Source organism: Roseicella aerolata (genome assembly GCF_020523605.1).
Taxonomy (GTDB): Bacteria; Pseudomonadota; Alphaproteobacteria; order Acetobacterales; family Acetobacteraceae; genus Paracraurococcus; species Paracraurococcus aerolatus.
Genome location: NZ_JAJAQI010000004.1, coordinates 15294 through 30846, shown reverse-complemented (window position 1 = coordinate 30846; position 15553 = coordinate 15294). Strand labels below are relative to the sequence as shown.

Annotated in this window: 9 protein-coding genes; 4 read left to right on the top strand and 5 right to left on the bottom strand. The window is 74.4% G+C overall.

Annotation, left to right across the window (positions count from 1 at the left end; genetic code table 11):
* The first annotated feature begins 154 nt into the window (after positions 1-154).
* Positions 155-1432: a hydantoinase/carbamoylase family amidase gene (locus tag LHA35_RS03815; protein ID WP_226604704.1), complete on the top strand. Its 1278-nt coding sequence runs from the start codon at positions 155-157 to the stop codon at positions 1430-1432.
* A 99-nt stretch (positions 1433-1531) separates the two neighbouring features.
* Positions 1532-2884: a tetratricopeptide repeat protein gene (locus tag LHA35_RS03810; protein ID WP_226604700.1), complete on the top strand. Its 1353-nt coding sequence runs from the start codon at positions 1532-1534 to the stop codon at positions 2882-2884.
* A 250-nt stretch (positions 2885-3134) separates the two neighbouring features.
* Here the strand turns inward: LHA35_RS03810 and LHA35_RS03805 are convergent, their stop codons facing one another.
* The 3 genes from LHA35_RS03805 to LHA35_RS03795 form a co-directional block, all read right to left on the bottom strand.
* Positions 3135-3905: a fumarylacetoacetate hydrolase family protein gene (locus tag LHA35_RS03805; protein ID WP_226604697.1), complete on the bottom strand. Its 771-nt coding sequence runs from the start codon at positions 3903-3905 to the stop codon at positions 3135-3137.
* A gap of 298 nt (positions 3906-4203) precedes the next feature.
* Positions 4204-5148: an SMP-30/gluconolactonase/LRE family protein gene (locus tag LHA35_RS03800; protein WP_226604694.1), complete on the bottom strand. Its 945-nt coding sequence runs from the start codon at positions 5146-5148 to the stop codon at positions 4204-4206.
* A gap of 72 nt (positions 5149-5220) precedes the next feature.
* The gene (locus LHA35_RS03795) at positions 5221-6807 is read right to left on the bottom strand and encodes an ArnT family glycosyltransferase (protein WP_226604691.1); all 1587 of its coding nucleotides are present in this window, start codon (positions 6805-6807) and stop codon (positions 5221-5223) included.
* A 134-nt stretch (positions 6808-6941) separates the two neighbouring features.
* On the opposite strand from LHA35_RS03795, the gene LHA35_RS03790 reads away from it, so the two are divergent.
* On the top strand, positions 6942-8642 hold the full coding sequence (locus LHA35_RS03790; protein WP_226604687.1) for a hydantoinase B/oxoprolinase family protein: 1701 nt from the start codon (positions 6942-6944) through the stop codon (positions 8640-8642).
* A 127-nt stretch (positions 8643-8769) separates the two neighbouring features.
* Positions 8770-10824, top strand: coding sequence for a hydantoinase/oxoprolinase family protein (locus LHA35_RS03785; protein WP_226604684.1), 2055 nt, complete (start codon positions 8770-8772; stop codon positions 10822-10824).
* Between the two features lie 309 nt (positions 10825-11133).
* On the opposite strand, the gene bcsD is transcribed toward LHA35_RS03785, so the two are convergent.
* Entirely contained in the window at positions 11134-11607 is a 474-nt protein-coding gene (bcsD, locus tag LHA35_RS03780; RefSeq protein ID WP_226604682.1) for a cellulose biosynthesis protein BcsD, read from the bottom strand.
* A gap of 152 nt (positions 11608-11759) precedes the next feature.
* Positions 11760-15545, bottom strand: coding sequence for a cellulose synthase subunit BcsC-related outer membrane protein (locus tag LHA35_RS03775; RefSeq protein ID WP_226604680.1), 3786 nt, complete (start codon positions 15543-15545; stop codon positions 11760-11762).
* Between the last annotated feature and the right edge of the window lie 8 nt (positions 15546-15553).

Below are 15553 nucleotides of genomic sequence, written 5' to 3'. Positions count from 1 at the left end.
GGCCAAGCAGATGCGGCGCCTTCATGCTGATGGCCAGCATCAAGATCCCCGGGACAGGCGCCGGAGCGCCCATGCCGGCGGCCTTCCGGAGGCGGTTCACGCCGGCCGCTGATCCGCCATAGCCTGGGACGCGCAGATCGCAGGAGAGCCGCCCTTGACCCTCGCCGAGGCCATTGCCGCGCAGACCCCGCTGGTGCAGCGCCTGCTGGATGGCCTCGCCGCCATCGGCGCCGACCCGCCCGGCATCACGCGGGATGCCTATGGCCGCGGCGAGAATGAGGCGCAGGCGCTGGTCGCCGCGGCGGGGGACGCGCTGGGGCTGGAACGGGCGATCGATGCCGGCGCGAACCTCTCCCTGCGCTGGGCGGGCACCGACCCGTCCGCGCCGCCGATCCTGATCGGCTCGCATCTCGACAGCGTGGTGCAGGGCGGGAATTTCGACGGCGCGGCGGGCGTCGTCGCCGGCCTGGCCGCCGTCGCCGCGCTGCAGGCGGCGGGCATCAGGCCGCGGATGGATATCGAGGTGCTGGCGCTCCGCTGCGAGGAGGCGGTGTGGTTCGGCCTTGGCCTCATCGGCTCCCGCTGCCTGCTGGCCCGCCTGCCGCCCGGCGCGCTCGACCTCCGCCATGCCCGCACCGGCCTGACGCTGGCCGAGAGCATCGCCGCCTGCGGCGGCGACCCGCAGCGCCTCCGCGCCGGCACGCCGCTGCGCGACCCCGCCCGGCTCGGCGCTTATCTCGAGGTCCATATCGAGCAGGCGCCGCAGCTGGTGGAGGCCGGGGCGCCGGCCGCCCTCTGCCTCGCCAATCCCGGCAATCTCCGCCACCCCTATATCCGCATCACCGGGGAGGACGCGCATACCGGCCTGCCGCACCGCTTCCGCCGCGATGCCGCGCTGGCCGGCGCCGACCTCGCCCTGGGCCTGGAGCGGCTGTGGCTGGAGGAGGAAGCCGCCGGCCGCCCCATGGCCGTCACCATCGGCCGCTTCCACACGCCCGTGGATCGGCACAGCCTCACCATGGTCTCCGGCCGGTTCGAGCTGAGCCTCGACCTCCGCGCCTATGCCGCGGACCATCTCGCGGCGCTGGAGGAGAGGCTGGCGCGGATCGTGGCGGAGGTCGCGGCGCGCCGGGGCGTGCGCATCGAGCTGGGCGAGCGGAGCGCCGCCGCGCCCGGCCCCATGGACCCCGGCATCACCGAGTGCTTCGCGGCCGCCGCGGCGCGCGCCGGCCTGCCGGCGCCGCGGCTCAACAGCCCGGGCAGCCATGACGCTAATAATTTCGCCGCCTCGGGCGTGCCGACGGGCATGCTGCTCGTCAGGAACCGCAACGGCAGCCACAACCCGGAGGAGGCCATGGAGACCGGGGACCTGATGGCGGCCGTCGCGATCCTCGTGCACTGGCTGGCGGAGAGGGCCGGCGCGGGCATGTGAGGATCAGGCGGCGCCGGTGCATGCGCCGCGACACGAAGCGCCGGCAAGGCGCCAGGGCAGGCGGAACCGCCGCCCTCCAGGATCGGGGAGGAAAGGCAGATGCAGCAGGACGCCCAGGGCCACGCGATCTCGACCGACAGCGCGGAGGCGGCGCGCGCCTTCGACCACACCGTCGCCGGCTATCTGCGCTATCGCCTGGACACCGCCCAGCGGCTGCAGGCGCTGCTGGCGGCGGACCCGGAATTCGGCATGGCGCAGGCGCTGAAGGCGGCCTTCCTGCTGCTGGGCTACAAGCAGGCCTTCATCCCCATGGCGAAGGAGGCGATCGCCGCGGCGGCGCGCCTGACCGCATGCGCGACGCCGCGCGAGCAGGCGCATGTCGCGGCCCTGGCCGCCTGGGCGGAGGGCGAGATGGACCGCGCCCTCTCGGCCTGGGAGGGCATCCTGGCCGCGCATCCCCGCGACATCCTGGCCTTCCGCCTGCACCATTTCTGCAGCTTCTGGCTCGGCCGGCCGGAGGCGATGCTGGCCTCGGTCGAGGGCGTGCTGCCGCGCTGGGGCCGCGACCTGCCGGGCTATGGCAGCGTGCTGGCCTGCCGCAGCTTCGCCAATGAGGAATGCGGGAACTACACGGTCGCGGAAGCCGCCGGCCGCGCCGCCATCGCGCTCGACCCCGGCGATCTCTGGGCGGCGCATGCCGTTGCGCATGTGCTGGAGATGCAGGGCCGCCGCAGCGAGGGCATCGCCTGGATCGAGGGGCTCGAGGCGCATTGGGATGGCGGCAACAACCTGATGCACCATCTCTGGTGGCACCGCGCCATGTACCACCTGGAGCACCGCGACTTCGACACGGTCCTCGGCCTCTACGACACGCGGTTCCGCAACCTCGGCAGCGCCGTCACGCAGGCGCAGCCGGACCTCTACATCGATGCGCAGAATGCGGCCTCGATGCTCTTCCGGCTCTCGCTGCACGGCGTGCCCGCCGGCGGGCGGTGGGAGGAACTGGCGGACAAGGCGGAGGCGCGGATCGGCGACACGCTCTCCGCCTTCACCCTGCCGCACTGGATGATGGCGCTCTGCGGCGCCGGGCGCTGGGCGGCGGCGGAGCGGATGCTGGCGGCGATGCGCGACGCGGCGCGGAGCAATGCAGGCACGAATGCGCCGCTCATCGCGCGCTATGCCCTGCCGGTGAGCGAGGCGGTGCTGCGGCATGCGCAGGGCGACTTCGCCGGCGCGGTCGCGGTGATGCGGCCGGCGCTCGGCGGGATGTACCGGCTCGGCGGCAGCCATGCGCAGCAGGACGTGCTGGAGCAGCTCTTCCTGCATGCCGCGATGAAGGCGGGGCTGACCGCGGATATGCGGATGCTGCTGGAGCGGGTGGCCGGGCGGCACCCGGTGCCGCCGGAGCGGCGCGTCGGCTATGCCGAGGCGGCGCGCCGCGTCGCGCATTGAAGCCGGGCGGCGCGTTGCGCCGCGCCTCCCTCCCGGCTGGCCTGCGAGGCGGCCGGCCACCTCACCCTGGCCCCCCCTCGCCGATTGCCCGGGCCATGCGCGTGCATGCCAAGCGGGTTCGCGTGCGGGCGGGCCGGCATGGCCGTGCTGTCCGGCGCGCAGCCGCCGCACTCCCGGCGCGCTGCGCCGGCCCCTGCGCAAGACCGGGCGGCAGAGCCCGGTACCGGATGCGGGCCGCGTCCTGCCTGCCCTATGGCGCATAGGGGTTGGACAGCGTCCCGATCCCCTCGATCGTCACCTCCACCGTCATCCCGGGGCGCATCGGCAGCGCGCCGACCGAGGTGCCGCAGGCGATGACATCGCCCGGCTGCAGCGTCATCTCCTGCGAGATCAGGGAGACGATGCGCGCGGGCGGGAGGATCATGTCGTTCAGCGGGTAGTCCTGCCGCACCCGGCCGTTCAGGGCCACCTTCACCCGCAGCGCGGACCAGTCGAGGCCCGTGGCGATCGCCGGCCCCACCGGCCCGAAGCTGTCGCAGCCCTTGGCGCGCGCCCATTGCGGGAAGGAGGCATCGGCGAAGAGCAGGTCGAGCGCCGTCACGTCGTTCACGCAGGTCAGGCCGAAGATCGCCGCCGCGGCCTCCGCCTCATCGGCGTTCGAGACGGTGCGGCCGATCACCAGGCCCAGCTCGCCCTCATACAGCACCTTGCCGGTGTAGCCCGCCGGCGGGCGGATCGCCTCGCCCGGGCCGATGACGCTGCGGCTGTTCTTCAGGAACCAGAGAGGCCCCTCCGGGATGGCATTGCCCTGCTTCTGCGCCGCCTCGTGGAAATTGTTCCACAGCCCGATGAAGGCGCCGGGCCGAACCGGTGCCAGCAGGCGGGCATCGGCGAGGGGCAGGCTCTCCCCGGTCGGGGCCGCGCCCTCGAACATATTGCCGGCATGGACGGCGATGCTCTCGTCCTCCAGCGTTCCGAATCCTTGCCGGTCGCCATGCGCGAACCGCACCCAAAGGGCCATGAGCCTTGCTCCCCGGCGACCTGCCCCCTTGCCTCGCGCCGGAGCAGCGAAACCGACAGGCCGCCTCCAACAGTGACGCCGCGCCGCGTCCAGAGCAGATCGCGGACGGGCATGAACGCCCGGAAGCGTGACTCTGCCCGAAAGACAAAGAGCGACAGCGGATGGGCGTTCAGACATGAACGCCCATCCGCTGTAGAGCAGATTGCGGGAGGCGTGAACGCCCCCGGGCGCTCCCACGACCGACGCCCCGGGGCGGGTTCCCCCTCACCCCGGCGGCACGGCCGGTCCGGCCACGCGCTCAGCCGAAGGGCAGTTCCAGCCCCGGCTCGTCCCATTCCATCGCCGCCAGCTTCCCGGTCAGCGACAGGGTGATGTAGGCCGTGCGCAGGCCCGGCCCGCCGAAGCAGATATTGGTCGGCATCCGCTCCGGCATCTTCACCACCCGCAGGATCTCGCCGCTGGGCGCGACGGTGGTGATCTCGCCGCTCACCAGCGTGGCGACGCAGATATTGCCCGCCGCCGTCGCCGCGATGCTGTCCAGCCGCCGGTAGCCGGGGAACTGGCAGATCACCCGCCCGCCATTGGTGGAGGGCCAGGGATCCTTCCGCAGCACCCCCGGCCCCTCGACATCCCAGGCCCAGAGCCGGCCGGTCTCGGTCTCGGCGGCGTAGAGGGTGCGGCCATCGGGCGAGAGGGCGATGCCATTGGCGCCGCCGAAGACCGGGAAGGCAGCCTCGACGATCTTCGAGCCGTCGGACGCCGCCCAGTACACCCCGCCATGGTCGCGGTCGCGCGCCCGGACCTTGCCCAGGTCGCTGAACCAGAAGCCGCCCTCGCCGGGGGAGCCCTTGGGCGCGAAGACGATGTCATTCGGCCCCTTCAGTATGTGCTCGCCGCAGCGGTCATAGAGCCGCTCGACGCTGCCGGTCGCGGGGTCGATCACCTCGATGCGGCCGCCGGCATAATCGGGCGGCACGCCGGCGGGGCGCAGGATGTCCGGCTCCTCATGCCAGAGGAAGCCGCCATTGTTGCAGCAGTAGATCTTCCCGCCCGGGCCCATGGCGATGCCGTTCGGCCCGCCGCCGGGCGTCGCGACGACCGTCTTCCTCCCGTCCGGCGCGATCTTCGTCAGCCGCCCCGCGGCGATCTCCACCAGGATGACGCTGCCATCCGGCAGGGCCACCGGCCCTTCCGGAAAGCGCAGCCCCTCCGCCAGGATGCGGAGACCGGTCGCGTCGCTCATCTCGTTTCCCCCGTTCTTCTCCGGGGATGATGCGTCAGCGGCGCGGGGATGCAAACCCGTGGCCGATGACGATCACTTCGGCCGCCAGAGCTCGACCGGCCCGCGCTCCTCCGCCACCGTCGCCTCCAGCATGTAGTCGCGCTCCAGCACCTCGGTCAGGATCGCCGCCGCGCTCGGGCGCAGGTGCCACCACCAGCCGCGATCCACCAGCACGAGGCGCGGCCTGGTCGCCAGGATGCGCCGCACCTCCGCATCCGTGTCGATATCGGCCACCTGGGTGAAGCCGCCGGTCAGATGCGCGGGGAAGACGAAGCGCGTCGGCAGCGCGGCATCCGCCATCGCATAGATCACCGGGTGGTAGTTGGCGACGAAGATGGCCTCGCCCGGCCGCAGCCGCGCCTTCACGGCCTTCGCCACCTCCTGCACCGGGTCGGGGGTCCAGATGCCGTGCCCGCGCCCGACCCGCACCGTCGCCTCCTGCCGCCAGAGTTCCACCGCCACCACCGCGACCAGCGCGGCAAAGGCGGCCATGGCCCGCCGCGGCCCGGCCAGCCGGGCCAGCCGCCAGGCCCCCAGCGCCGCCAGCACGGCGAGCGGCGGCATCCAGATCAGGAAGTAGTGCGGGTAGAAGAAGCCCGGCCCGATGATGGCCAGGCTGCCGCAGGCGAACCAGAGCAGCGCGATGCGGGCCAGCCGCCCGCCCCGCCCCCGCCGCAGCCCCCAGCGCGCCAGCGCCAGCCCGGCCAGAACCATGGGCCAGAGCAGCACCATGGCGGCGGTCTGCAGCCGCTGCGCCGCCTCCGGCAGGGTCAGCCGGGCCATGGAATAGCGCAGCGGGGCGAGGAAGGAGCCATCCAGGAATTCGGCGAAGTGCCCGCGCAGCGCATAGGCGATGCCGAACAGCGCGGTCGGCGTCAGGACCAGCGCGGCATAGGCCGCGGCCAGGGCGAGGAACCGCCCCGGGCGCAGCACCCGCCGCCAGAGCGCCGGGAAGGTCAGCAGCGCGAAAGCGAGGCACCCCTCCGGCGTCACCACCGGCTTGATGGAGAAGGCCATGCCCATCATCAGGCCCATGGGCACCAGCTCGCTCCAGCGCGGCCCCTCCCCACCCTCCAGCGCCCGCATGGCGGCCCGCAGGCCAAGGGCCATGGTGGCGACCACGGCCGGGGCGAAGAGCACCTCCGTATTGGTCGCGAGGCCGAAGAGCAGCACGCTCTGCGCCAGGTAGAGCAGCCCGGCGGCCAGCGCGACCGGCCGCGGCCCGCCGGCGACGCGCACCAGCCCGTACAGCGCCCAGCCCGCCAGCGCCGTGCAGAGGATGCCCAGCAGGCGGATGGTGGCGATGCTGTCGCCGAACAGGCCGATGGCCGCGGCATAGACCGCCGGCGCGCCGATCGGGTGCATGTCCCAGACCGCAACCAGCGGCCAGTTGCCGCGCAGCCATTCCCGGGCCTGGACGATGTAGAGCCCCTCATCCGTGTCGATGACGGCGACCGTGAAGCCGATGCCGCGGAACAGCAGTGCCGCGCCCAGCATCAACAGGGGGATGAGGGCCGCCCCGGCCAGCGCGCGTGCCGCGCCCCGCGCCGCGGGTCGCATTCCGGCGCGTGGCCGGGCCAATGGGCCGGCCTCCGGGCCGCGCAGATAGGTTGTGCTCATGCTCTCCGCGCCGGTCGGCCGGCATCCTGGGAAGGGCGCAAGGCCCGGTCCTTATCACGAAAATTGGACGGGAGCGCCGCCCGTTTCACCGGCATGGCTTGACGGCGGCCCGGCCCGCGGCCGACCGTCCCCGCATGGCCACACCCGCTGACGCGACCCCCCGCCGCCCCGCGCCGGATCCGGTCACCCTCGCCGTGCTCGACAACCGCCTCCGCGCCATCGTGGAGGAGATGGGCGAAGCGATGCTGCGAACCTCCTACAGCCAGATCCTCAACTCCTCCCGCGACTTCTCCATCGCGCTCTGTGACGCCGCCTGCCGGCTGGTGGCGCAGGCGGACCATATCCCCGTCCATGTCGGCGCCATGCCCTGGGCCGCGAAGGCAGTGGCCGAGGCCTTCGCGGGCGACATCCGGGAAGGCGACACCTTCCTGCTGAACGACCCCTACCACGGCGGCAGCCACCTGCCCGACCTCACCATCATCATTCCCGTCTTTGCGGAAGGGGCGTTGCGCTTCTGGTCCGTCGTCCGGGCGCACCAGTCCGATATCGGCGGCGCCACCCATGGCGGCTACAACCCCGGCGCGACCGAGATCTGGCAGGAAGGCCTGCGCATCCCCCCCATCCGCCTCGGCGAGGCGGGCGGGCTGCGGGAGGACCTGCTGCGGATGCTCGCCACCAATACCCGCATCCCCCGCGACTTCCGTGGCGACCTGATGGCGATGATCGGCGCCGCGCGGCTTGGTGAGCAGCGGCTGCTGCCCCTGCTGGCGAAATACGGCGCCGGGGCGATGGAGGCGGCGGTCTCGGCCATCCTCGACCTGTCGGAGGCGCATGCGCGGCGCATCCTGGCGGCCTGGCCGGACGGGTGCTGGCTGGGCGAGGCCTTCCTGGACGATGACGGCTTCGGGCGGGAGGAGGTCGCGATCCGCGCCCGCGTCACCAAGCGGGGCGACAGCCTGGTGGTGGACCTCTCGGAGAGCGACCCGCAGACCACCGGCTTCGTCAATTCCAGCTACCCCAACATGCGCAGCGCCGTCGCCATGGCCTTCGCCTTCCTGCTGGACCCGGAGGTGGCGAAGAATGACGGCGCCTTCCGCCCGCTGGAGGTGGTGGCGAAGGAGGGCACCGTGGTCTGGGCGCGGGAGGGCGCGCCGGTGACCATGTGCACCAGCCACTGCTCCAACGAGATCGTCGAGGCGATCATCCGCGCGCTCCAGCACTGCTGCCCGGACCGCGCCATGGGCGGCTGGGGGCGGCGCTTCCGGGTGGCGATCACCGGCCAGGACGCCAGGCGGCGTCTCGCGGATGCGAGCGGGCATGAGGAATCACGGCGCTTCGTCTGGCACATGTTCCATGCCCGTCCGGGCGGCGGCGGCTCCGCCCGCGGCGATGGCTGGTCCACGGCGGGCGAATGGCATTCCGCCGGCGGCCTCAAGTTCGGCAGCGTCGAGATGGCCGAGGCGCGCTTCCCCCTGCTGTTCGAGACGCATGAATTCCTCCCAGGCTCGGCCGGGGATGGCCAGCATCGCGGCGGCCTCGGCGGGCAGCTCTGCCTGAAGATCGAGAGCGACGGCCCCTGCCGGGCCAATACCGCGGGCGATGGCGTGCGGCACGGCGCCGCCGGGATGCTGGGCGGGCAGGACGGCAAGCCGCACCATTACCGCCTGCGCCATACGGATGGCACGGAGCGGGTGCTGAAGACCAAGGAGGTGGGCATTCCCGTCCAGCCCGGCGACCGGCTGCTGGTCGAGGCCGGTGGCGGCGGCGGCTGGGGCCCGCCCGGCAAGCGCTCGCCCGCAGCGCGCGCCCGCGACGCCGCGGAGGGATATGTCTGATGCCCGGCCTGCCCCCCTGCCCCGATAGGCGCCCCGCCACGACCCGGCCGGCCGCCGCGCCGCGGCCCGGCCGCCCCGGGCAAGCCTGCCTGGCCCCGTCCCGCCAGCCCGCCGGGAGCATGCGCTGATGCCCGCCTACACCATCGGCATCGATGTCGGCGGCACCTTCACCGATGTGGTCGGGATCTGCGCCGACGGCACCCAGACCCTTGCCAAGGCCGCCAGCACGCCCGCCGACCAGTCGGAGGGCGTGCTCCAGGGCCTGCGCAACCTCGCCACCGCGCTGCGGCTCACCCTGCCCGAGCTGCTGCAGCAGACCGCCCGCATCGTCCACGGCACCACGGTCGCCACCAACGCCCTGCTGGAGCGGAAGGGCGCCCGGATCGGCCTGCTGACCACCGAGGGCCACCGCGACGTCATCGAGATGCGCGAGGGGCTGAAGCCCGAGCGCTACGACCTCCGCCTGCCGGCGCCCGAGCCGCTGGTGCCGCGCCATCTCCGCCTCGGCGTGAAGGAAAGGCTGCGGCCGGACGGGCGGGTAGAGGTGCCGCTCGATGCGGCCTCGCTGGAGGCCGCCATCGCCCGGCTCAAGGCCGAGGGCGTGGAGGGCGTCGCCATCGGCTTCCTGCACGCCTGGGCGGCGCCGCGGCACGAGCATGCGGCGGCCGATGCGGTGCAGGCCGCCATGCCGGGCGCCTTCGTCACCTGCTCAGCCGATGTCCTGCCGCAGATCAAGGAGTTCGAGCGCTTCTCGACCACCGCGGTGAATGCCTATGTCGGCCCGGTGGTCTCCCGCTATCTCGGCCGCCTCGCGGGGCGGCTGGAGGAGGCGGGCTATCGCGGCCCGCTCTTCGTCATCCTCTCCCATGGCGGCGTCGCGCCGATCGGGGAGGCGGCGCGGCTCGCGGTCGGCACCGCGCTTTCCGGCCCCGCGGGCGGCGTCGCCGCGGCCGTCGCGCTGGCGGCACAGGGGCTGGGCCAGGACCTCGTCACCTTCGACATGGGCGGCACCTCGACCGACATCGCCCTGGTCACCCAGGGCGAGGCGGCGCTCGGCCGCGGCCGGGTGGTGGGGGGCGAGCGCATCGCGCTCGAGAGCCTCGATATTGTCACGCTCGGCGCGGGCGGCGGCTCCGTCGCGCATCTCGGCCCGGGCGGGACCCTGCAGGTCGGGCCGCGCTCGGCCGGCGCGGTGCCCGGGCCGGCCTGCTACGGGCTGAGCGGGACGGAGCCGACCGTCACCGACGCCAATCTGGTGCTCGGCTATCTCGATCCGGACAACTTCCTCGGCGGCGCCCGCAGGCTCGACCTGCCGGCGGCGCGGCGGGCGGTGACGGGGCTGGCGGAGCGGCTGGGCATCACGCCCGAGGCCTGCGCGAGCGGCATCCACGACCTGGTCAATGCGCGCATGGCCGATGGCGTGCGGCTGGCGACGGTCCGCCGCGGCGTCGATCCGCGCGACTTCGCCCTGCTCTCCTTCGGCGGCGCCGCCGGGCTGCATGCGACGGCGGTGGCGCGCGAGCTCGGCCTGCGCCGCGCCGCCGTGCCGCTCTTCGCCGCCGGCCTCTCGGCCTGGGGGATGCTGCACACCGACCTGCGCTACGAACTGGCCCGCAGCGCGGTGACGCCGACCGGGATGCCGGAGGATGCCGCGCTGCGCGCGCTGTTCGACGGGCTGGAGGCGGAGGGCCGCGCCCGCATGGCCGGCTGGCATGGCGGGGAGGTGGCGGCGCGCCGCAGCGCCGACATGCGCTATGGCGAACAGGTCTTCGAGATTGCGGTGCCGCTGGACGGCATCGCCTGGGACGGGCCGGATCTCGGCGGGCAGATCCGCGCCGCCTTCCATGCCCGCCACCGCGCCCTCTTCACCTACGACCTTCCGGAGGAGGAGGTGGTGCTGGTGAATGCCCGCGTCGCGGTGGTGGGCGTGTTGCCGCGCCACGCCGCGGCGCAGGGCGCGGAGGCCGGGGCGGCGCCCGCCGCCGGGGAGCGCCGCATCCTGCTGGGCGGCGCAATGGCGACGGTGCCGGTCTGGCGCTTTGAGGCGCTGGCGCCGGGCCAGGCCATCGCCGGCCCGGCGATCGTCGAGAGCGACACCACCACCGTGCTGCTGCGGCCGGGCGATGCGGCCCGGATGGAGGCGCGGGGGTGGCTGGAGATCGCGGTGCCGCCGGCCGGGTGAGGCGCCCTGCGGCGGGTTGCCTTCGGAACAAGGCCGATCCGCTGCGATTCCTTGCTTTCGCGCGGAGCCACGCTCCCGGGCGTTCACGCCCGCCCGCGATCCGCCCTACAGCGGATTGCGTTCAAAACTGAACGCCAATCCCCTGTAGACCGCTGTTTGTAGAGCAGATTCACGCTGCGGGGCGTTCACGCCCGCCCGCGATCCGCTCTACAGCGGATTGCGTTCAAGACTGAACGCCCATCCGCTGTAGACCGCTGTTTGCAGGGCAGATTCACGCTGCGGGGCGTTCACGCCCCTTCGCGATCCGCTCTAGATGCGCCCGTAGCGCAGCGTCACCGCAGCGGGTGTCACCGAGACCCGGCGCGGCGCCAGGCCCGGATCGGCGCCCGGCTGCGCGCCGAGCCAGGCGCCATACAGCCCCTCCAGCACCGCGGCGATCCAGGCCCCGCCGGACTCGGCCCCGGTCGCCACCGAGGGCGCGGCGCAATGCGTCAGGACCAGCGAGCGGTCCTGCGGGTCGAGCGAGACCTCCACCCAGCCCCAGTCGCAGCTGGCCAGCGCCTCGCTCATCCGGGCCTCCAGCTCCGCCAGGCTGGCGCAGGACGGCAGCGGCAGCAGGCCGCCGAGCCGGGCGCCCACCGCCCGCAGCAGCGCATCGCGCGAGGCGGTGTCGAGATTGGCGTCGAGCGTCTCGACCAGCGCGCGGAGGAAGCCGCGCCACTGGGCGGAGACGCCGCGGCGGGCCAGGTAGGTCAGGGCAGGCGAATCCGCGACGGCGGTCATGGGGCACCTCTGCTTGGCGCAGCGAGGGGGGCGACCCGCGCCGCGGAAATTCCGATCAGGTCGAAGGGCCGTGCCGCGGGGCGGCCAGGCCCCGCAGGCCGCCGGCGCGGGCCGGCCACAGCGGGGTCGGGCTCACCATTCTGCCCCGCCCCTCAGCGGTCGAAGCGGTAGCGCGCGAAGAGCAGGCCGCGCGCCTCGTTCCAATTGGCCGTGCGGTCATATCGCAACAGCGCGCCGATCCGGAGATTCGGCGTGAGCGTGTATTCGATATCGCCCCGCACCCCGCCGACGATGCCGGAGCTCGATTGCGACGGGCTGGTCGCGCGCAAGGTCGAATCCCCGGCCGCCGCGGCCTCGAGCTGCGCCTGCATGGCGGCATCGGTCGGGAAGTATTTCGCCGCATTCTCCCGGTATGACTGGAAGCCGATGGTGCCGCCGAGCCGGTAGGCCAGGTTGCCGCTCTGGCCGCGGTAATCCACCGGGATGGTCGCCGCGACATAGCTCTGCGGGCTGAAATAGCCGCCATTGCCGAAGGTGAAGAGCCGCTGGTTGTTGTCGTAGCCGAAATAGACCAGGTCGAGGCCGGCGATCAGCTCGTCCTCCGGCCGCCGCCAAACCGTCCAGGCGCCGCCCAGCCCGGCCTCGACGCGGCTGTTGCGCGCGACATGGTCGCCGGTGAAGGTGGAGTAGCCACCGGCGAGGTAGAAATTCACCGGCTGCGCCGAGAATTCGAGCTGCGCCCGCCCGCCGGTGCGGACAACGCCGCCCCAGCCCTGGCCGCTCGCCGGGTCGCGCAGGCCGGACCAGGACAGCAGGCTGTCGGTCACCGCCCGCTGCTCGCCGGTCAGCCGCAGCCGCAGCCGGTCCGTCAGCGCCGGCGCGAGCTCGATGCCGCCGATGACGTTCTGCGACCGGAAGCCGAGCGGCGTGGTGCCGATATCGGCGGTGAAGGCGTTGCGCGCATAGGACAGGCCGAGCCCGACGCCGGAGGCGGAATCGTCCCGCGGCACGTAGCGCGCGCGGGTCGCCGGGCCCGGCCCGGTGGCCTGGTCCGGCGGCTGGCGCAGCTCCGGCACCAGGGCATTGGTGCCCACCGTGCGCATCACCGCGAGGTTGTTGGTATCCACCGTGCCGGAGTTGATGGTCACCGGCACCACCGCCGCGGTGACGCGGCCGCCCAGCGGCCCGCCGGAGAAGGAGGCGGAGAGCGGCGCCGAATACTCATCGAGCCGGTCGAGGCCCGGGCTGCCCGAGCGGACCCGGAAGCCGCCGCCGGCCTGCAGCCGGCCCGCCGTCTCCTCCCGCACTGCGGCCAGTTCCCGGGCGATGTCCGCCGCCACCGGATCGCCGGCCGGCGCGGCGCCGGTGGCGCTGGCCACCTGGCCGGCGGGCCGGAAGGGGTTGGCGCCGGCGCCCGGCCCCACCGCCGCGACCGGCAGCACCGCTCCGCGGGCCTGCACCTGTTCCTGTGCCCGTTCCAGCGCTCGCAGGGCGCGGCCGGGATGGCCGGCGGCGCGGGCGATCCGCGCCTCGAGCAGCGGCACGCGCGGGTCGTTCGGGCTGAAGGCGCGCGCCTCGACCAGCAGCGCCTCGGCCCGGCTCCAGTCGCGCCGGGCGATCGCCGCATCTGCCGCGGCAAGCCGGGCCTCCATGCTGCGCGGATCGCCCTGCAGCACCGCCTCGGCCACCTGCGCCGCCTGCTCCGGCTGCCGGGCGCCCTGGTAGAGCCGGGCGAGGGCCAGATTGGCCGCCGCATTGGTCGGGTCCCGCGCCAGGACGGGCGCCAGCGCGTCATAGGCGCCGGCCTGGTTGCCCTGCTCGTTCAGCCGGTCGGCGGTGCGGATGGCGAAGCCCGCCTGCAGGGCGGCCGCCTGCCGCTGATCCTCGGCGGTGAGGCCGGGCAGCCCCTCGACCGAGCGTGCGATCTGCCCCGCCTCCCGCTCCGCCCCCACCCCGAGCAGCGCGCCGGCGATGGTGAGCCGGGCCGCGGGCGGGGCCCCGGGGTTCATGGCGATCGCGGCCCGGCCCGCCTCCGCCGCGCCGGCGGTGTCGCCCAGCAGCCCGAGCGCGCGCACCGCCAGCGCGGCGGCGCCGCCCGTCGGGTCCGGCCGCGCCGCGATGGCGAGGAGCGCCGCCCGCCCCTCCGCCCGCTGGCCCAGGCGCCAGAGGGTGCTGGCCCGCTCGACCTCGCCCGCCACCCGGCTGCGCGCGAGCTGACGGTTCATGTCCGCGCTGCGCAGCCGGGCGGGGATGCGGCTGAGATAGCCGGCGGCATCGCCCGGCCGGCCATCCTCCTCGGCGAAGAGGGCGGCGGCCTGCAATGCCTCGGGCGAGCTGGTGCGGCCGGCGCCTTCCATGAGCTGGCGCGCCTCCGGTGCCTGGCCCTGCCGCGCCAGGGCGCGCGCGAGATCGAGACGGATCCAGGGGCTGCCCGGCTCCAGCGTCAGCGCCTCCCGCAGGCGGAGGATCTGGTCCTCGGGGTCGTTGGCGCGCTGCGCCTCGGCCCGCAACTGCGCGGCGCGGGCGGCATTGCCGCCGCCTTCCGAGAGGGCCCGGCCGGCCTGGCGCTGCAGCGCCTCCGCCTCGGCGAAGCGGCCCTGCTGCTGCAGCACCTCATAGAGGCCGCTATTGGCCGCGCCGAGATTGGGCCGGCGCGCCAGCGCGGCGCGGTAGCGGGCCTCGGCCCCCGGCAGGTCGCCGCGCCGCAGGGCGATGTCGCCCAGCAGCGCCTCGGCATCGGCGCGGTCGGCCGCCTCGCGCGACAGGGCGCGGCGCAGGCTCTGCTCGGCGGCGTCCAGCTCGCCGGCCTGCAACTGGCCGCGCGCGGCGGCGAGGTCGGCGGCATAGGCGGCGCCATCCAGCGCCCGCTGCCACTGCGCGCGCTTTGCGGGATCGAGCCGGATCGCGCGTTCCAGCAAAGTGCGGGCCTCGCCGAAGCGGCCCTCCCGCAGCCGGACGATGCCGAGGCCGCCGATGGCCTCGGCATCCTCGGGGTTCGCGGCGATCGCCGCCTCGAAGTCGCGGCCGGCCTCGCGCGCGCGGCTGGTGTTCAGCAGCGCGAAGCCGCGCAGCCGGGCGGCCGAGGCCTCGTCCGGCGGGCCGGCTGCCTGCGGGTCGCGCGCCGCCTGCAGCTTGCGGGTGATGGCGGGGTCGTTCGGATGGCGCGCGAGAAAGGCTTCCAGCTCGGGGATCACGGCCGGACCGTCCCCTTCCCAGAGCAGGGCCTGGCGCCAGGCGGCGGTCGCCGCGCCGCCGGGATCGGGGCCGGCGGCCAGCCGCCGCAGCCGGGCGATGCCCTCGGCGCGGGTGGCGTCGCGATAGGTCAGCACCTGGGCATGGGCGAGCTGCAGGCGCGCATCGCCCGGCGCCCGCTCGGCGAGCCGGGCGAGGCCCGTCCGCGCCTCCTCGAAGCCGCCCTCGGTCCCGGCGAGGGTCGAGTAGTATTCCTGCGCGAAGGAGTCCGGCGGCGTCGGGCCGCCGAACAGCGCGCGGTAGCGGGCGATCGCCTCGGCCGGGCGGCCGGACTGGGCGAGGCGCCGCGCCTCCGCCACCGCGCCCTGGTCCACCGTCGCGGCCCGCACGGCGACATCGGTCTCCAGCAGCCGGGGATCGGCGGGCGCGATGGCGCGCAGCCGGAAGAGCAGCGCATCGGCGGCCGCCCGGTTGCCGAGTTGCGCCTGGGCCTGGGCGGCGCCGGCCAGCGCCTCGGCATTCCGGGGATCGACCGCCAGCACCCGGTCCAGGGCGCGCGCCGCCTGGTCCGGCCGGTTCTGCAGCCGCCAGAAATTCGCCTGCTCGAGCAGGGTGGCGATCGCCGCCTCGGAGGCGGCGGGACGGGCGGCGAGGGTCTGCGCGGCGGCGGGGCCGGCGGCCAGCGCCGCAACCAGGGCAGCGCCGGCCAGCGCGGAGCGCGGCAGGCCGTGCACGGTCACACGCACACCGTCGC